22 protein-coding genes, 1 pseudogene and 1 riboswitch are annotated in these 18,296 nt (G+C 39.6%); of the genes and pseudogenes, 4 read left to right on the top strand and 19 right to left on the bottom strand.

Annotated features, from left to right (window positions below; translation table 11 throughout):
• Positions 1-8: 8 nt before the first annotated feature.
• Entirely contained in the window at positions 9-2,408 is a 2,400-nt protein-coding gene (locus tag HUS26_RS02850) for a 3-hydroxyacyl-CoA dehydrogenase/enoyl-CoA hydratase family protein (protein WP_173915722.1), read from the bottom strand.
• Between the two features lie 376 nt (positions 2,409-2,784).
• Positions 2,785-3,702, bottom strand: coding sequence for a proline dehydrogenase family protein (locus HUS26_RS02845; RefSeq protein ID WP_173915721.1), 918 nt, complete (start codon positions 3,700-3,702; stop codon positions 2,785-2,787).
• Positions 3,703-3,926: 224 nt separating this feature from the next.
• Here HUS26_RS02845 and HUS26_RS02840 point away from each other — a divergent pair, with 224 nt between their 5' ends.
• Positions 3,927-4,163, top strand: a complete 237-nt coding sequence (locus tag HUS26_RS02840; RefSeq protein ID WP_173915720.1) for a hypothetical protein — start codon at positions 3,927-3,929, stop codon at positions 4,161-4,163.
• A 13-nt stretch (positions 4,164-4,176) separates the two neighbouring features.
• Entirely contained in the window at positions 4,177-4,515 is a 339-nt protein-coding gene (locus tag HUS26_RS02835) for a spore coat protein (protein WP_173915719.1), read from the top strand.
• A 40-nt stretch (positions 4,516-4,555) separates the two neighbouring features.
• Here HUS26_RS02835 and HUS26_RS02830 read toward each other — a convergent pair whose 3' ends face one another.
• From HUS26_RS02830 to HUS26_RS02800, 8 genes are all read right to left on the bottom strand, one after another.
• Positions 4,556-4,762: a copper ion binding protein gene (locus tag HUS26_RS02830; protein ID WP_173915718.1), complete on the bottom strand. Its 207-nt coding sequence runs from the start codon at positions 4,760-4,762 to the stop codon at positions 4,556-4,558.
• A gap of 169 nt (positions 4,763-4,931) precedes the next feature.
• Entirely contained in the window at positions 4,932-5,690 is a 759-nt protein-coding gene (locus tag HUS26_RS02825; protein ID WP_173915717.1) for an STAS domain-containing protein, read from the bottom strand.
• The gene (locus HUS26_RS19970; RefSeq protein ID WP_254434126.1) at positions 5,677-5,928 is read right to left on the bottom strand and encodes a hypothetical protein; all 252 of its coding nucleotides are present in this window, start codon (positions 5,926-5,928) and stop codon (positions 5,677-5,679) included. The genes HUS26_RS02825 and HUS26_RS19970 overlap by 14 nt, the downstream gene beginning before the upstream one ends.
• Positions 5,925-6,194 (bottom strand): B12-binding domain-containing protein, encoded by a 270-nt coding sequence (locus HUS26_RS19965; protein WP_254434125.1) that lies wholly within the window; start codon positions 6,192-6,194, stop codon positions 5,925-5,927. The genes HUS26_RS19970 and HUS26_RS19965 overlap by 4 nt, the downstream gene beginning before the upstream one ends.
• Positions 6,195-6,206: 12 nt before the next feature.
• Positions 6,207-6,572 carry a hypothetical protein gene (locus HUS26_RS02815; RefSeq protein ID WP_173915716.1) on the bottom strand — a complete coding sequence of 122 codons (366 nt, stop codon included), beginning with the start codon at positions 6,570-6,572 and terminating at the stop codon, positions 6,207-6,209.
• Positions 6,569-6,874 (bottom strand): antibiotic biosynthesis monooxygenase, encoded by a 306-nt coding sequence (locus tag HUS26_RS02810; protein WP_173915715.1) that lies wholly within the window; start codon positions 6,872-6,874, stop codon positions 6,569-6,571. The genes HUS26_RS02815 and HUS26_RS02810 overlap by 4 nt, the downstream gene beginning before the upstream one ends.
• A gap of 207 nt (positions 6,875-7,081) precedes the next feature.
• Complete coding sequence (locus HUS26_RS02805) at positions 7,082-7,894, bottom strand: VLRF1 family aeRF1-type release factor (RefSeq protein ID WP_173915714.1); 813 nt, start codon at positions 7,892-7,894, stop codon at positions 7,082-7,084.
• 311 nt (positions 7,895-8,205) lie between these two features.
• Positions 8,206-8,400, bottom strand: a complete 195-nt coding sequence (locus tag HUS26_RS02800) for a YfhD family protein (protein ID WP_173915713.1) — start codon at positions 8,398-8,400, stop codon at positions 8,206-8,208.
• Positions 8,401-8,477: 77 nt separating this feature from the next.
• Positions 8,478-8,579: riboswitch (guanidine-I (ykkC/yxkD leader) on the top strand.
• 50 nt (positions 8,580-8,629) lie between these two features.
• On the opposite strand from HUS26_RS02800, the gene HUS26_RS02795 reads away from it, so the two are divergent.
• Both HUS26_RS02795 and HUS26_RS02790 read left to right on the top strand, forming a co-directional pair.
• Complete coding sequence (locus tag HUS26_RS02795; RefSeq protein ID WP_173915712.1) at positions 8,630-8,974, top strand: multidrug efflux SMR transporter; 345 nt, start codon at positions 8,630-8,632, stop codon at positions 8,972-8,974.
• Positions 8,971-9,285 (top strand): multidrug efflux SMR transporter, encoded by a 315-nt coding sequence (locus HUS26_RS02790; RefSeq protein WP_173915711.1) that lies wholly within the window; start codon positions 8,971-8,973, stop codon positions 9,283-9,285. The genes HUS26_RS02795 and HUS26_RS02790 overlap by 4 nt, the downstream gene beginning before the upstream one ends.
• 36 nt (positions 9,286-9,321) lie before the next feature.
• Here the strand turns inward: HUS26_RS02790 and HUS26_RS02785 are convergent.
• From HUS26_RS02785 to HUS26_RS02745, 9 genes and pseudogenes are all read right to left on the bottom strand, one after another.
• A pseudogene (locus tag HUS26_RS02785) lies at positions 9,322-9,936 on the bottom strand (PH domain-containing protein).
• 46 nt (positions 9,937-9,982) lie between these two features.
• A complete protein-coding gene (locus HUS26_RS02780) occupies positions 9,983-10,810 on the bottom strand; it encodes a carbohydrate ABC transporter permease (RefSeq protein WP_173915710.1) in 828 nt (275 codons plus the stop codon).
• Between the two features lie 13 nt (positions 10,811-10,823).
• A complete protein-coding gene (locus HUS26_RS02775) occupies positions 10,824-11,696 on the bottom strand; it encodes a carbohydrate ABC transporter permease (RefSeq protein WP_173918720.1) in 873 nt (290 codons plus the stop codon).
• A 133-nt stretch (positions 11,697-11,829) separates the two neighbouring features.
• On the bottom strand, positions 11,830-13,080 hold the full coding sequence (locus tag HUS26_RS02770) for an ABC transporter substrate-binding protein (RefSeq protein WP_173915709.1): 1,251 nt from the start codon (positions 13,078-13,080) through the stop codon (positions 11,830-11,832).
• 22 nt (positions 13,081-13,102) lie between these two features.
• A complete protein-coding gene (locus tag HUS26_RS02765; protein WP_173915708.1) occupies positions 13,103-15,220 on the bottom strand; it encodes an amylo-alpha-1,6-glucosidase in 2,118 nt (705 codons plus the stop codon).
• An 85-nt stretch (positions 15,221-15,305) separates the two neighbouring features.
• Positions 15,306-16,310, bottom strand: coding sequence for a LacI family DNA-binding transcriptional regulator (locus HUS26_RS02760; protein ID WP_173915707.1), 1,005 nt, complete (start codon positions 16,308-16,310; stop codon positions 15,306-15,308).
• A 201-nt stretch (positions 16,311-16,511) separates the two neighbouring features.
• Entirely contained in the window at positions 16,512-16,751 is a 240-nt protein-coding gene (locus HUS26_RS02755; RefSeq protein WP_173915706.1) for a hypothetical protein, read from the bottom strand.
• Between the two features lie 62 nt (positions 16,752-16,813).
• Positions 16,814-17,425: a serine/threonine protein kinase gene (locus HUS26_RS02750; RefSeq protein WP_173915705.1), complete on the bottom strand. Its 612-nt coding sequence runs from the start codon at positions 17,423-17,425 to the stop codon at positions 16,814-16,816.
• A 353-nt stretch (positions 17,426-17,778) separates the two neighbouring features.
• A complete protein-coding gene (locus HUS26_RS02745) occupies positions 17,779-17,931 on the bottom strand; it encodes a small acid-soluble spore protein P (protein WP_173915704.1) in 153 nt (50 codons plus the stop codon).
• Positions 17,932-18,296: the final 365 nt, after the last annotated feature.

Genomic DNA, 18,296 nt, shown 5'->3' with positions numbered 1-18,296 from the left:
TTATATGATTAGTTGCGCAGAGGCTTTCCTTTCAAAAGCATGTGCTGCATTCGCTGCTGCGACTTACCTTCCCCAACAAGGCTCAAGAAGGCTTCCCTTTCGAGGTCTAATAAATACTGCTCATCCACAAGAGTCCCTTCTTTCACACGTCCCCCGGCTAATACAAAAGCTAATTTCTCTGCAATTTTTAAATCATGTTCGCTCGCATAGCCGCTAAGGCCTAAAGATTTCGCTCCCAGCAGCATCGTCGCATATCCCTGTTCACCAACGACAGGTATTGTTGTACGTTTTGGAGCCTTATACCCTGACCGCGCAAGGCCGAGTACTTTTTGCTTGGCGTCATAAATAAGATGATCACCGTTCACACTAATCCCGTCACGTTCGTCTAAGAAGCCATTTTCTTTTGCTTCTTCAGCCGATGTTGAGACCTTAGCCATAGCGATCTTTTCGAAGACGGAATTAGTTATTTTCTGCAGATCTAAATCAATTCCTTGAGGAATATTTCGTAAATGCTTAATGTAAAGTTCTTTGTTGCCGCCTCCTCCCGGAATCAATCCAACTCCGGCTTCAACCAGACCCATATACGTTTCTGATGAAGCTTGAATGGCTGCAGACGGAAGACAAACTTCAGCTCCTCCGCCAAGTGTCATAGCAAATGGTGCACTAACAACCGGTTTATCAGCATACTTTATATTCATCATGGCATCCTGGAAACTCTTGACGACCATTTCGATCTCAAAAAAGTTGAAGTCCTGGGCTTCCATTAAAATCATGCCAAGGTTTGCACCTACACAGAAGTTCTTTCCTTGGTTACCGATAACGAGGCCTTCATAATTTTTATCAACTTCTTCTAAGGCGTAGTTCACCATTTGAATAATATCGAGTCCTATTGCATTGCTCTGTGAGTGGAATTCAAGCCCTGCCACCCCATCTCTAAGATCGATAAGACTCGCTCCCGCATTCTTTTTAATGACTTCGTTAGTTTCTTTTAATCTTCTTAAATTAATGGACTTCGGATTAAAGGAGTATTGGACATATTCTCCATTGTGGTAATAGAGAACGCTCCCGTTTTCTTTCTCATAAAATTGTTCATGTCCCTCATCGAGCATTTTCTTTACCCACTGAGGAACATCAGCGCCCTCTGCTTCCATCCGTTCTGCGGCTGTTTTAACTCCTAATGCATCCCACATTTCAAATGGCCCTAGCTCCCAGCCAAAGCCCCAGCGCATTGCTTCATCAATGGAAGGAATATCTTCTGCGATTTCACCGCAAAGCTGTGCAGAATACAGAAGTACAGGTTTAACGATTGACCAGACAAAGTCGCCTGCCCGATCTCCTTGAGATGAAACGAGAGCTTTCAGTTTGCGTTTTGTTCCTTTTTCCTGTTTGGCTAATTCAACAGCTTTTGTCTTAAGTTTCTGGCGTTCCTCATACTCTAACGCTTCTGGGTTGAGCTGCAAGATTTCCCGGCCGTTTTCTCCTTTTTTCTTTAGAAAGAAACCTTGACCGCTTTTAGCTCCAAGCCAGCCTTTTTCCTGCATTTCTCTCATAAACGCAGGTATTTCAAATACCTTCTTCTCTTCACCTTCCACCTGGTGATAAACATTATTTGCTACGTGGATAAATGTATCGAGACCTACCACATCTAACGTTCTAAAAGTTGCACTTTTCGGCCGGCCGATCATCGGGCCAGTGACGGAGTCGACTTCTCCTACACTATATCCCCCGGCGAGCATTTCGCGGACTGTTACTAACAAACCGTAGGTGCCGATCCGGTTTGCAATAAAGTTAGGCGTATCTTTTGCTTCAACAACGCCCTTACCTAAAGTATCTTCACCAAACTGCTTCATATATTGAAGAACTTCCGGATCCGTATTTTTAGTAGGTATGACTTCCAATAACTTCAAATAGCGCGGTGGATTAAAAAAGTGTGTGCCTAAAAAGTGTTTTTGGAAATCTTCGCTGCAGTCTTCAGACATTGCTTCAACCGAAATTCCCGAAGTGTTCGAACTGACGATACTTCCATTCTTTCGATACTGATCTACCTGGGCAAAGATTTTTTTCTTTACATCCAGATTTTCGACCACTACCTCAATGACCCAGTCGACTTCCTTAAGTTTTGGCATATCATCCGTGAAATTTCCGACTTCAATAAGGTCAAGGCTGGATTTGCTTGTAATGGGCGATGGTTTTTGCTTCTTCAACTTCTCTTTGCTCTCAGCCGCGATGCGGTTTCTTACAGAGACGTCTTCAAGGCTTAACCCCTTATTTCTTTCCTTTTCACTGAGCTCGCGCGGTACCATATCAAGCATCAATGTTGGAATTCCGACGTTTGCCAGGTGAGCAGCGATACCTGCTCCCATTACCCCGGACCCTAAAACAGCGGCGCGCTTGATTTTTCGATTCATATTTCCTCCCCCTATCGTAACTTGAATGAATACTCATTCATTTTATGGCTAAAAAAAATACGGTTAATAAAAATTGGTATCTGATTTAACTATAAAATATATTCTGACATTTCGCAATCTTTTTCAAAAATAAAATTTATCTAATTTGTCCTTCTTTATTTTGGTGCTGTTAACTGTTAAACGATCTGTTTATTATAATTGATTTGTTTAAAAAATGGAGACCTCAACGCTCGTGACCTCTCTGCGAGCCTCGGCCGTCCGCAGGAGTCTCGCAGAACCTCCTTCTTTTCTTTACCATGTCACCTACGCCCGTTTAAAAGCGCCTTAATTTTAAAAAACCTTCAAGAGAGCTGTTCTCCTGAAGGCGTAATTATTATTACTTCCCGGCTACTCCTTTTAACACAAAGGCCACATTGGCCGGCCTTTCAGCAAGACGGCGCATAAAGTAGCCATACCAGTCATCCCCATATGGTACATACACACGCATTTTATAACCTTCCTTTACTAATTCCTGCTGACGCTCCACACGAATGCCATAAAGCATTTGAAATTCAAATTGATCGATTGGAATATTATGCTCTTTTACAAGCTTCGTTGTATATTCAATCATGGCATCATCATGTGTAGCTACGGCTGTATAGTTGCCATTAAGCAAGTGCATTTTAATAATCTTTTTATAATTTTCGTCAACATCCTTCTTATCAGGGAAAGCAACTTTCGGTGATTCTTTATAAGCCCCTTTTACTAAACGAAGGTTAGGACTGTATCTGTTTAAATCTTCAATATCTTCCGCCGCCCGATATAGATAAGATTGAATAACTGTTCCAATATGTTCGTAATCTTCCCTCAGTTCTTTGAATAAGTCAAGGGTGGTCTGACACCGTTCAAAGTCTTCCATATCTATAGTGACGAACACATCCTTTTCCTCGGCCACTTTTAAAATATTTCTCATATTCTCGAGCGCGAGTTTATATGAAATGTCCAGTCCCATTGAAGTAAGTTTTAGCGAAAGCTGTGAATCGAGGTTATGAGAAGATATGGCTTTGATCGCTTCAATACATTCGTCTGCTGCAGTTCTTGCTTCCTCTTCACTGTCTATAAATTCACCCAAGTGGTCAATCGTCACACTCATTCCCTGTTCGTTAATCTTTTTTATTGTCTCAACGGCATGCTGGATGGTTTCGCCGGCGACGAAGCGTCCTGCGCCGAACCGCAGTCCGTATCTTTTGGCTAACTTAGTAAAGAATTTATTTTTTGATAAAAATAAGAAGAAATTCCGAAGTATTTGTTCCATAACAAGGCCCCCTGAAACCAAGCTGCTATAAAGAATAAGAGCTATTATCCTGTATAATCATTCTGGTAATAATTAGTTTTGTAAACGATATCATAATACATTTTATCATCATTCATAAAAAATGGGTACACATTCGTTATTATCTTTTCCTGTAAAAATCTATTCATAATCATGAACTTTCAGGCAATACTAAGAAAAGATTTTAAAATTAAGGAGGATGTATTATGCAGCAATCTCAACCAATGGAACAGCCGCCAACTTTAGTCAGCACAAAAGATCAAATGTATATCACTGATATGCTTGCTTGGAACCTGAACGCTTGTAAAAAAGCTCATTTCTTTGCAGAGCAGTGTCAAACACCTGAGATTCAACAGGCTTTAGAGCAGGCTGGCCAAATGCACCAGCGACATTATGACAAGATTTTAAGTTACTTAAACACTAACAACAAAACTATGAATTAAGGAGGAATTCTAAATGCAGCAGCAAAACCAACCGCAAAAGATCCAGAATCCTGAAACAACCGTACCAAAAACCCCGCAAATGAACGAACGTGATTTCGTTAATGATTATCTGTCTACAGAGAAGTATATGACAAATGCCTATAGCGTAGCTTTAAATGAGGCCAGCAACCAACAGTTCTATCAAGACCTTTCTTCGATTTTTAAAGAAACTCAAGACTGCCAAAGAAACCTTTACAACTTAATGTTTAAAAACGGATGGTATTCTCTGGAGGCCGCTGACCAAACAAAGCTGCAAAATTCTTACCAGCAGTTTAACGGCTATAAAAACCAACTGCCATACATCGTTCAATAAAAAAATGCCTCTTTAGCAGCAGCTAAAGGGGCATTTTCACTTAACCTACGGGTTCATACCCTTGTGCTTCCACAGCTTCTTTCATCATATCTTTTGAGACATACGATTCATCAAAGGAAACCTCTACTCTGCCACTGTCAACGTCCACATTGGCTCCATATACTCCTTCTAATGAAGTTAAAGCCTCTTTTACAGATTTCTCACAGTGGCCGCAAGTCATTCCGTTTACTTGTAAAGTTAATTCCATAATGTTATTCATCCTTTCAATAAATTAAATCTTCCTTCATTTAATTTCCATCTTTATATTTCTTGTATTCCACAGCACGCTCATTAAATAACGTGTCTGTTCCAATTAAAATAAAAAATTGTACCTGCACGCAAAAAAACAGACCGAATTCCGGTCCGTTTTTCTAAGGTTAACAGTATTTATCAATCGCCTGCTGTAAGGAATTCATAAAATTCACTTGAGAAGGGATTTCCATTTCGTGCAGATGCTTCGCTTGTACTGGCTTCACACCAATAATAATAATGTCCAGTCCCATATAAAAGAGAGAGGTCATCATGTTTGTAAGCACATGAACTCCCTCTCTGTCCATTTCACCGACTGCTGTAAAATCAAACAGCAAGCGATCCATATCTTCTTTTTGAGAGGACACTAGTAAATTATTTTCGACAGCCCGCATTTTCTCCTCTGATAAATCTCCAAACAGCGGTATAAGTGCGGTATCCTGAGTTAGTTCAATAAACGGCGCAGACAAGCGGTTATTTTGATCGATTACTTCTTCCAGCTTTTCTTTTTCCTCTAGCAGCTCGAAGTTCGTATCGTTTAAACGAGAGCGTAAATTGTTAAGAGTTTTTGTAACCTTTCTCAGCTTCTCATCTTTGATTAGAAAGATAACTTGAGCATATAAATCATTGTTCCACGTCACATACATATCTGCTGTAATAGGATCAGGCTCGGCATTGAAAGGCTTAAGATGGACTTCCAGGGCAGTCTGGTGAAGTTCTGGGGCTACCCATTTTTTTATTTTATTTTTGCTTTCTTCATCAATAATTTCCAGCAGACTATCCGGCTCTCCCCATAAATCTTTAGCCTGTTTAGAATAGGACTGCACGTAAAAGTTCTTATTAATGACGTAAAAAGGCAAAGGAAAAGACCGATCAGCTTGTTTCATTGATAATGCCTGCCCTTCCTTCTTTAAACCATTGATGAAGGTTATTCAAATCCTTTACAACCATAACCTGATCTGTTTCTAATTCTTCCAGTTCAAATTTTCTGGCCATCCGGCCGCCAATCATAATCAAAGGATTCCATTCGAGCGCCATGAACTCCTGGACGAGCTTCTTAAGTGTCGGCAAACGATAAGACAAGGCCGCTGATAAACCAATAACGTGAGGTTTAAAACGGTTCACCTGGTTAAGTGAATGTTAATGTCCGGGGCTTTGGCGTCCAGCCTGGATAATACAAAATCACAAATAGCTGTAGCTAAGTGCTCATCTGCTACTGATATTTCATTTTTCTCCCAGAGCTCACCCACATGGTACATGGCGGGAGTGATAATGTCCTCATATAAATAGAGACGTGGATATTTTGAGAACAAACCTTCGATATATTCTAAAGCCCCTTCTTCATCACCCTCAAGAAAGTAATGGGCCAGTTTAATATGATGTTGAGTCATTTGTATCACCTCTTATTGAGAAAGCTTCTGCAGCCTTTCTAATCCTAGTTCCAAGTAGTTAATATACGTCTTCACTTCATTGGGATTTTCCCATTTTCCGTCACTCAAATGGCGGATTAACCGATTATAATTATCTACGATCAGCTGGGTTCCTACGCCTCTTGAAGTCAAGACATTGTTCAGCCAATCAGTATATTCAAGGAAAAAAGAAGCGCTATTCATCTCATAGGCTGCAAATAAGTGGTCCAGATGATGATAGTTATCTTCTTCCGTCCGTTCATGACCATGGTCGCCAAACCGATCCCATAGTTCAGGATAGGCTTTGTAAATTTCTTCAACTACTTGATCTATAAGAACAGCTTTTTCTTTTTTATTCATGTGGCTACAACCTCATATTTCTTAACTTTAGGCACAATACCCTGCAATTCCTGATCCGGATATTTCTTTTCAAGTTCATGAATTTTTTTAAACTGTTCGCTTCGTACCCAGTTTAAATAATATTGCTTGTTTTCCCATTCCATATGAACTGTAAGCTCCCCGGGTTTTTTATCATTTTGTAATAGTTGAAAAGTTAAAAACCCTTCCGCATCATCAACCTGCCGGGAGCGATTTTGATAGATTGATATTAAATCCTCTGCTTTATGATCAGGAACAATAACAGTAGAATCAACTACATACATGAGCTTCGCTCCATTCGAAAAATTTTTATTAAATATTATTTTATCATATTGAATCACCCGATGTATAACAATGGAGACTTACCCTCAGGGAACCTCATTAAAAGTGACTCAACGGCGGAGAAAGCAGAATCACCGCCTCTACTGCCGAAACCAAAAAAAAAAGAGGTGCCAGGCGGAGCCGGCACCTCTTTTACTTTATGATAAAAGTTAATTATAGACAGATACTACCTCTTGAATGACAGTTTTTTCTTCATGATCCAACAGGTTTTTGTTAACATAGTCGTTCACTTCTTTATTCATATTATCGTCTAAGTCTTTAAGCTCTTCTTTATCGCCTACCATATAGATGCGTTCCCATTCATTATCTTTTGCCAGCTTATCCAGCTTTGGTGCAACGCTCTTATACCAGCGGTGACGGTTCGCTTCAAAACGGTCTTTAAACTGTTCGAACTGACTATTTTGACCGCCGGATTGTCCTCTATTCTGCCCTCTCTGCGGTCCCTGGTAGACTCTCCAGTCTTCTGTGTCCAAATCGAGTTCAAATAAATGAGTATCATTGATTGTCCCCAGGTTGGCATCTATGCATTTAATCTGGTTTTTCTGGGTTAAAATAATGCCCGTCTTAGGAAACGTTTCGCGCATTTCTTTTAGTTGATCAAGCACCGGCGCCTCTTCCCAGTAAAATTCACTTTTAACCGGCATTTGGAAACGTTCAGCAAACCATACTGTATCGTCACCAGTAGCGATTACTACAGCACTTTTCCCGAAATTCTGTTCGTTATTTTCAATAAACTTCTCTACCTTTTCTTTCACAGCCCAGAAATTTCTTTTCTCTTCAGGATCTCCGTCCTCTTTTAAATATTTCTCAAAATTGTTCAATCCGTTCTTCAAATGAATTTTCCATTCTCCGCCTTGCTGATCTGGGTCAGATGGATCTGTATTCAAATACATCGTAAATACTTTTTGCGGTTTTTCTAAGTGAATGTTTTCAAGTTTTTTAATTTCTTTGTTTAAATCCATATGCTATATCGACTCCTTTATTGATGTCATTTATTAACTATGTTTCCGGAAAGGAAAGTCGTTAAACTTCTAATTATCGAGGTATAAGGCTCTTGGAACTTTGATTTTTTAACAATTAGACTATTTAATACGCTGTTGTTCGATATAACGATCTTTAATATTCCGTTTTATTTTTTATCGGATAGGGCCGGGTGAAACGACTCGATTTTCCATCCCCCTTTCGCTTAGCAAAAGACTTTAAGGGAGTAAAAAAAAAGACAGCCGAAAGTTTCGGCTGCCTCGAACCGGATTAAGCGGTTCGGTTCTGTTATTTATCGTTTCCTTCTGTTTTCATGATTGGCACGGCGATCCGCAGCTTCTGCTCTTTTCATTGCTTCAATATCGTCATTATCGGCCATATCTTGTGAAAATTCCACATCGATCCCGTTATGCTTCTCAATTTGAGGAGTTTGTGATAATTTATTTTTCTTCCTGGGATTTTTGTGTTTATGTTCATCTCTGCCCAAAGTAAAAACCTCCTTTTGCGAAGATACATATATCGTTTGCCATTTAAGATTTCTTATTCTATACTACCTGTAATTTCATACAGGTTCTCTAGGGTTCCGCCATTTTCAAAAGTGGGCTGGTCCGAGAGAGAACATATAGCATTCGTGCTATAACACGGAGGGATAAAAACCCGGGAGATATCTGAGTATTGCAGCGGATATCTCTTTTTTTATTGGAGGAGGTCTTCTTATGAACAATGAGTGGCAGAAACTGGTGGCTGCTTCGATATTTGAAGTGGGATGGGTCGCAGGTTTAAAACACGCTGATACAGGATTGCAATGGGGAGGAACGATTATTGCCATAATCATAAGCTTTTATTTGCTTATTCAGTCCGGGAAGTATCTGCCGGTCGGGACAGCTTATGCCGTATTTACAGGATTGGGAACCGCCGGCACCATTACTATTGAAGTACTTTTATTTAATGAAGCATTTAAGCTTTCTAAAATTGGAATTATTCTTATTCTTTTAGCTGGTGTCATCGGTCTTAAATTACTGACCCCTTCGAAAGGAAGTGAGGAAGGAGAGGTTATATGAGCTGGATATTTTTAATCGCTGCCGGTTTATTTGAAATGTCAGGAGTGCTTATGATTAACGTTTTTCACAATAGACGCACCTTCCTAACGGCATCTGGATTAGCCGCGTCTTTTTCCCTAAGCTTTTTGTTCCTATCCCTGGCTATGGAGAATATTGCGATGGGTACAGCTTATGCTGTCTGGACTGGTATAGGGGCTGCAGGCGGAGCCCTCCTTGGAATGGCTTTTTTTAATGAGCCAAAAGAATGGCGCCGGGTAGTCTGTATCTTTATGATTATTGCTGCTGCTGTGGGATTAAAAATAATCGAATAAAAAAGCGGTCCGCCAACTAATGGGACCGCTTCTTGTTTAGTTTTTAATAAATAAATCAAACACATGTCCGAATTCTTTCATATGGTACTGGTCCTTCGTTTCTAAAAGCCAGTTAAAAGCTGTTTCATTGATATCTCTAAACTCATGGGAGAGTCTTGTTTAATTCGTCCGGCTGTTCTGTAAAGTGGAAGAAGCCGTGTGCAGGCTCTGGTTCGCAAAGTCAGTAAATGTTTTATTCTCTTCAGTGATCTCTTCAATTTTAAGCAGAGACTTATATAGATCCTTTACCTCTTCGATGAATTTCTTATGGATATCAATATCAAATTCTTCATTACCCAGAAGAAATTTCAGCTCTACATCCAAATCAATCGTTCCGGCCGTTTCAAGCTCAATGTTGGAAAATGTATATTTGTAATAGGGATAGCGGCGCATTGTTCTCTTTCGGCTTGTCGCACTTGTGCCGTCTACATGGATAAGTGCCTTGTTCGTAAAGCAATATTCATCCGCCTTTGATTTGATGAGGAAATAAATCTTTTCATTATCCTCGTCCATCACATAATCATCAGCATCTACTTTGTCATAATCCTCAGGCTGAATGACACTTCCAATATCACTTAATCCTAATGCATCTGTCGCCATTTTTTTAAACATTTATATTCCCCTCCTTACTAGCATTTTACCATTAAACAGAGGAAGATCATTTATCAGCCGTAAACGAAAGACCTTTCATAAAGAACTTATTGAAGAACATGTAAAGGACTAGCACAGGCATTGTGAAAACCATCGATGCAGCCATGATGTAATTCCAGTAAGTCACATACTGCCCTTTAAATGAATTTAATCCAACGGTCAGTGTATACATTTCCGCATCTGTCATTATGATAAGCGGTCTCATAAAGTCGTTCCAAAAACCCATGAACACGAAAATGGCCTGAGCTGCCAATGCTGGCTTAGCCATTGGAAGGACGACTTTAAGAAACGTTCCAAACCTGCCTAAACCGTCGAGAGAAGCTGCCTCCTCCAGTTCTTTAGGGAAATTCAAAAAGAACTGTCGCATCATAAAAATAAAAGTAGCATTTATCATAGCAGGGACGATCATTCCCTGGTAACTGTTCAGCCATCCCAGCTCTTTAAGAATTAAGTAATTCGGTATCATCGTCACTTGAGCAGGAATCATGATGACAGCAAGGATGAGCATAAACCACATCCGCTTTCCTGGAAAGCTGATGCGTGCCAAAGCGTACCCTGCCATTGAATTAAATAACAGGTTTAAAGCAGTACCCCCGCCTGCAATAGCAACAGAGTTTAGCAGCCAGCGATAGAAAAGTTCTTCTTCAATAAAAATTTGGACGTAATTTTGAAGGGTGAAATCTTTTGGTATAAAATTCATCACCCCGCTGGAAATTTCCGCAAAGCTTTTAAATGACGAAGAAAGTGCCCAAACGAAAGGGACTAATGTGATAAGTGCATAAGCGATTAATACAACGTAAAGCAATTTCTTAGCCCAGGATGTTTTCTTATTCATTTAGTACCCTCCATTAGTTGAATTGTTCTTCCTTCGATAGAACTCTTTGTAATATACTTGCGATAAGTATAACTAAGGCAAGCATAAAGGCAATCGCAGTTGCATACCCCATTGTACCTAATGATTTAAAGGCATACTGATATATTAAAAGCACAACCGTCAGGGTAGAGTTAGAAGGTCCTCCCGATCCCCCGGAGAAAATATAAGACTGGTCAAACAATTGAAAGGTTCCGATTAATCCCATGATTACTACAAATGATGTAATTGGCCTAAGCTGCGGAACAGTGATGTGCAAAAATCTCTGAACGACGTTAGCACCATCTAACTCTGCCGCTTCATATAAGCTTTTTGGCACTCCTTGCAATGCAGCTAAATAAATGACCATAAACAGAGGGGCAGTGGCCCAGATATTCATAATCATGATGGAATATAAGGCGATGTTCGGATCCCCAATCCAATTATAGGTAGGGAGATTGAACGTTTCTAAAATCTTATTGATAAGTCCGTTTTGGTTGTACATCCACATAAAAATAAGGGTGAGTACAGCTGAAGAGGTTAACGTCGGCAGGAAGTAAATGATTCTGAAAATCTTTTCTCCCTTTAATCCGGCATTAAGCGTGGCTGCTAAAAATAACGCCAAAAATGTCTGGGTTGGGACTACAATTCCTACATATAGGGCAGTATTCAATAAAGCTCTCTGTGCCCTTGCATCATCCATAATTCTTAAATAATTTTCAACACCTGTATAATTTAAAACTGTGCCTCCTAGTAACGTTACATCAAAAAATGAAAGGAATACCGCATAAAGAACGGGCCCCAGTATGAAAACCAATAAAACAAGTATTGTCGGAAGCATAAACCCATACCCTTGAAGAACACTTTGCATTAAACGTCGATAATTTCTTTTCTTCTTCTTGCGTGCTTTAGAATAACTTCCAGCCTCAGCACGTTCCATATGAGATTCCTCCCTTTAATTGAATAGTAACTTGGGAGGCCGGTTTAAGAGGCCTCCCGAAGCTTTATTGACCAATTTCATTATTAGCTACTTCTTCTCCGGTTTTCAAAGCGTCTTCTAATGATTTTTCACCTAAGAAGGCTGCTAAAAATTCATTGTTAAAGTTGTTATAAATCGTAGGCAGATTAGGACCGTCAGACCAAACGGTTGCGTATTCAGCACCTGCAACAAGAGGACCGCGTACTTCGTCATTTTCATAGCCTAATTCATCAGCAACCGATTGACGAGCGGGAAGCTCTAACCCTGTTTCTGTCCAAGTTTTCATTCCTTCTTTGCCTGTTAAATATGAGATTAGCTTCCATGAAGCTTCTTTTTTCTGAGAAGCCTGGTTCATCACATAAGACACGGTAAATGCCATCGTTCCTTTAGTCCCGCCAATTTCTGGAACCTCAGCCACTCCATAATCCATATCAGGGAACGTTTCATTTAAGTAAGGAACATTCCAGTTCCCCTCCATAACCATGGCTGCACGTCCCTGACCAAACATTTCGCCTGTAGAATTAGATCCCATTTCAGAAGGAGCAGCAGCTGCTCCTTCTTCACGTAAATCTACTACTGGCTGAAGGGCTTCGATTACTTCTTGGGTGCCAAAATTCGCTTTTCCATCAACTACCATATCTCCTTCACCAGATTCCCCAATGAATTGGTTACGTGCCATTTCAGGAGCGACACCTAATCCAACTGTTTCTTCCGTTGTCAGTTGCTTAGCAGCTTCTTCAAGCTCTTTCCAGTTTGTCGGTACTTCTACACCAGCTTCTTCAAACATTTCTTTGTTATAGAAAAGACCAAGAGTTGAATATCCTTTAGGAATACCGTAGACTTCTCCCTCCTCGTCTTTAAACGCGTTGATCAAGTTATCTTCAAAGTCATCGATATCAAATTCCTCGTCAACATAACCACTTAATGGCTCTAACACACCTGTTTCAATTAAGGCTGGAGCTTCCACTGCATCTAAATAAAAGACGTCAGGTCCTTCACCCCCGACTAATCTAGTTTTCATAACGTCCATATATTGGTCGGCGATCACTTCATGCTTTACAGTAATATCCGGGTTTTCTTCTTCAAAAGCTTCCAGCTGTTGATTCAGCAATTCTTCTTCCTCAGGAGAAGAAGCCCACCCTGCTAATGTAATTTCAGTTTTTCCATCTTCTGTTTGTTCTGCGTCTCCTGACGTGCCATCATTTCCAGAACATCCTGCCACTACAAAAATCATCAATAGAATTGAACTGATAAAACCCCATAACTTTCTTTTCATACCATTCTCCTCCTCATTCAATTTATTTAGAGCCCACCGTTTGATTCGAAATAAGTTTCAATCCTGTGGTGTTTTCTAATATATCTACCTGTAAAGATCCCTCTGTCCGTAAAACTTGCAGACTTAAATAACCTTTGGCAATTGGAAGTTGATGTACTGTTAATTCATTAATTTGTCCGCAAAGAGTAGGATTAATTGAAATTACTCCCTCCATAGCGTTTGGAAATATTCCTAACAGAGACTGGATCAATGTTAAAGACGTACCAGCTGCCCACGCCTGCGGAGAGCATGCTACCGGGTAACGAATAATTTTCCCCCGCTCTCTTGAGTATCCGCAAAATAATTCAGGAAGACGACGGTGTTCAAACTGAGAGGATGCTTCAAGAAGAGCGTTCACCAGTTTTTCAACTTCCTTCGTGAAACCTAACTTACTCATCCCAAGTAAAGATAAACTGTTATCATGCGGCCAAACGCTTCCATCATGATAGCTCATGGGATTGTAGGCTCTTTCGGAATCCGCCATCGTCCTTATTCCATAACCTGAAAACATTTCTTCCGATAATAGTCTCTCAGCAATATCCTTACTTCTCTTAGAAGAGGTAATATTTGAAAGCAGCAAGTGACCCGGATTCGAAGTGATGGATGCTACTTGCTTTTTGTCTTTATCAAGGGCAATCGCATAAAATTTTTCATCCTCTAACCAGAATTCTTTTTCAAATTTCACCCGAAGACTTTCTGCCTCTCTATTTAGCTGATCTGCTTTTGCTTGATCTCCTTTGGATTGATATATATCAGCAAGCCCTGTTTTCGCTTGATACACATAACCTTGAACTTCAACTAGAGCAATAGGTGCTTCTGCATACTTGCCTTCTTTATGAACAACGGAATCAGCAGAATCTTTCCATCCTTGATTAGCTATTCCTTTTGAGGATTCCTGAAAGTATTCCACAAATTCATCATTGTTTAAGTCACCAGATTCTTCGATCCAATGAAGCGCTTTCTCAACATGGCTGTCTAATTGTTTGAACGTTTCTAAGTCGCCTGTCCACTTCACATATTCAGTCAGCAGCATTAGAAACAGCGGGGTTGAATCAATGGAACCATAGTAAGGAGTAAAAGGCACCTGGTTCGTCTTTGCCAGTTCCCCTTCTCGAAGCTCATGCATGATTTTCCCTGGCTGCTCATCCCTCCAGCCATCTTTTTCTGTCCCTTGGTAGTGGGCCAAGGTAAATAATGTTCCTTTGGCCGCTTCAGGAGAGAATGGAAGCAGCTGCCAAGCCGCGATTAAGCTGTCTCTGCCAAACGGCACCCCAAACCACGGAAGTCCGGCAACAGGGAAAGGTCCAAATCCTATATCGGAGATTAACATTCTTAAATCTTTTAATCCCTGGTCCAGCGTCAGGTTTAACTCTTGAGAATCTGAATTTACAACTGGAAGCTTTTCTCCCCATTCCTGATGGGATTTTTCAAGTCGGAAGAGAGCCTCTGAAAATTCGAGTTTTTCCTCAGAACACGGGCCGTCTATACCTGCTTCTACTTTAAAAACGAACTCTTTAGATGCTTGAGGGTCTAAGTGAACTTGGAAATGAATATTATTTTTCTCTTTTCCATCTACCTCCCCCCGCTCGTTCCAGGAAATATCAGCTGTGCGTGAGATCCCATCAGCTCCTTTATAATGGAACGTTAAATGATCACTATTTGAAACAACTTCTTCTATCTCGCCAATATTTCCGCTCTGGAACCCTCTAATAAGAAACATATCCTTAAAATCAGCTTCTGCTTTTAAACTGAAAGAAAATTGAACAGGATTAGGGCTATAGTTTTTGAGCGTAACTTTCTCATAAAAAGTAGAGTCATAAATAAAATGTTCTTTCTTAACCTCCACACTTTCTCTCCACAATTTAATGCTTCCTCCCTCTTCCTGGTGGGGGTTAGTTAATATCATTTTTGAACGGTAATTAGAGGAACCATCTGAATCCAAAAGAATAAGAGGCTCATCATTAATAAAATAACTCCACTTGCTTAAAAACCTGGTATCACTTATGTATAAACCTAATCCATAGCTGTGATCAGGTTCTATATCTCCTGATTGCTTTGTTAAGAGAAACATGTTCCCTTCTTTGATTGCACGATAATCCATCGTAAGCCTCCTTTATTTTTAACCGAAACGTTTTGGATTTTACCTATTTAAAAACCCGAAACGTTTCGGACGTTGAGTAAAAAAATTATTTTGTGGACTCTCTTACAATTAATTTTGTTTCTAAAATACACCTTTCCGGAGCACTTTGCTGTTTCAGCATGCTGACGAGCATTTTCGCTGCCTGAAACCCGAGTTCATATTTATCCTGGGAAATTGTCGTAAGAGAAGGTGAAACATATCTGGCCAGCGGTATATCATCATAGCCTATAATAGAAAGATCTTCAGGAATTTTAATATTTAATTCCTTAGCTGCTCTCATAGCTCCAATAGCCATTAAATCACTGGCACAAAACAAACCGTCTATGGATTCGTGATCTTTAAGCAATGATAGAGCTTTTTGATACGCTTCTTCTTCCATAAATCCCCCATCAACAGTTAAGTTTTCTTTGTAAGGCAAGTTAAATTCATCAAGAGCCTGTTTGTATCCTTCAAGTCTTTCCTGACTGACGAAAGCCTGCTGGTGACCGTTAATCATCGCGACTTCCTGGTGGCCATTCTCTAATAAATAAAGAACGGCTTGTTTGGCACCCTCCACATTATTTGTTGAAACATAACCTACATGCTCAGAACTCACAGGTATATCTATAAATACACAAGGAATATCTGACTCTAAAACTTCCTGCAAGTATGGATCATCTCTTTTTATTCCTTGTAAGATCACACCATCTACTCTTCTTTCTTTGCAAAGCTGAGTATATGTTTTTTTTCGTTGTCTCGAGGAATCCGTATTAAATAATACTAAATCATATTCTGTTTCAGCTGCATAATTGTTTATTCCAGACATTACTTCAACAGTGAAACCATCCTTTACGCTTTCCTTTGAAAACCCAGATACTAAAAGGCCAATGGTTTCCGATTGATTTTTAACTAAGCTTCTTGCAAGTGAGTTGGGACTGTAATTAAGTTCTTTGGCTACTTTCTTAATTTTTTTTCGGGTCTTTGCATTTACATCAGAGTACCCATTAAGCGCCCTGGAAACCGTTGTTACAGAAACTCCTGCTTGTTGTGCAATATGTTTTATGGTTGTCATTACTAATCCTCCAAAACGTTTCGGATACAACTTGGTAATTACACTACCGGAATATTCTTAATATTGCAACCCCTTACATGGAATATTTTTCGATTACTGTAAAGCGCTTGCTTTTGAGCAAACCATCATCAAGCCGCTCAATCAATCAGTTACAAATCTTCAAAAAAAATCCCTCTTCATGAAAACGAAGAGGGAGATACTCTATACTTTTTCAACTACATAAGCTTTCTTTTCTCTGAAATATTTTTCTCCATCGTCTGAAGAATGTTCAAAGAAACCTTCAAATTCGTCAGTTACTTTATATTCACGTTCCGGATCTGTAAAAAGCTGTGATTCATTGTTAGCCAGCAAGACAACATCCGTCGTGGATACGAAGCTGTCGAGCTCTTTAGCTGAATAATTTTTACCTACTTCAACGTTATTTAATCGATATTGAGACATTTTTACATCCCGCCTTTCTGCTTTTGTAGAACCCTTTCCCACAGAAAGTACAGGTAAAACTTTTAGATAGGCAGAAGCCTTTTTCGATATAAGCGGATGATAACTTCAACTAACAGCGGTGTCATTTTCTTAGGAAAATACTTTTTTTGATAATAAGTGTAATAGGCTTTCTTTAAATCAGACCAGTGCGGGCATTCTTTATCCTGATTAAAACGTACGACATCAATAACTTTTATTTTGCCTTCCTTAGTTAATATGATGTTTTTAAGGTGGATATCCGAAGGGTTTAGACCTCGTTCCTTCGCGTAATCCAGAGCGTTATCCACTTCTTTCACCATCTCAGGTGTGATAGGAACTCCTGTTACCAGGCAATCATAAATAGTGATTCCATCTAATAATTCGAGAACGAGAAAACCGTCGCCCACTTCCACTAATTCAGGAAAGTAATGATGGTTAGACAGTCTTTTGTAAATATCTCCTTCTTGAATGGCCAGATGATGATAATCAGGGTAAAATATTTTGACTGCACATGAAGGAGAGCCTTCCCATTTAAATACGGCCGCACTTCTTCCCTGGCCAATGAGCTTAAATTCATCCGGCATCTTGACGACTTCCTGCTTAACAAAAAGGACTTCTTTCACTAAATGTTGTATTGATTTAGAAATTATAGTCATCCCCTCTGCAGGCTCCCTTACTTCTTTTTTTTCATTATATCAAAATTCTGAGCCTTTAAGACGAAAAAAGAACCAACCTGTTAAGTCGGTTCCTTTTAAAGATAAGTTTAATCGTTATCGTTGTCTTTTTCAAATTCGATGACTTCACCTGTCCCGCCGTGAACTGTCACTTCATATTCAGTATTTCCGTCTTTAAACTCGATTTCAAAGTGTCCATCATCAAGTTCGACTTCTTCCAGTTCACTTTTTGCTTCCTAGCGATCAATACCGCTTCCTCACGGTCAATGGTTACATAGGAAAATGAGAATTTGATGAGAAATATAAAAAAAGGCCATCATATGATGGCCTTTTGCTTACATGTCGTGAGATGATTTTTGGTTTTGTCTGCTATGGCTGGCTGTTTTCACTTTATGAGAACCGCTTATTTTTTCACCATAGCCCTGCTGGACACTTTTTGGCAGATCCGGATGTTCCTGCTGTTTTGGTCCTAGTTTTCTTCGGGACATTGTCATTCCTCCTTCATACTTATCCTTAGAAAAAGTATGTCGTTCTATCCTTATACCTTTCATAATTCTCAGCAGGTTTCTTTCCTGCATGATCTAAGCCAATGTTCTCAGAAGCAAATACTTGGCTAAAAAATAATAAAGAGCATTTTGAGAATTTTGTATCCGTCATCTTCGTAATCGGCCTTGTCATTACTTCACTTTTTCTTCATCTTCAACGATTAGAATTTCTACCTTTTCCTAAATCCCCATTCCTTTTGTACCAGGTTTATGAATTCATATTAGCATATAAAATAAGCAAAAAGATTACTTGACAATGATAATCATTATCAATTAAAGTGTATATAACAACCCTTTAAAGAGGTGAA

It is taken from the genome of Halobacillus sp. Marseille-Q1614, from assembly GCF_902809865.1.
In the GTDB taxonomy this organism is placed as follows: Bacteria; Bacillota; Bacilli; order Bacillales; family Halobacillaceae; genus Halobacillus_A.
This window is presented reverse-complemented; position numbering and strand designations above follow the sequence as displayed.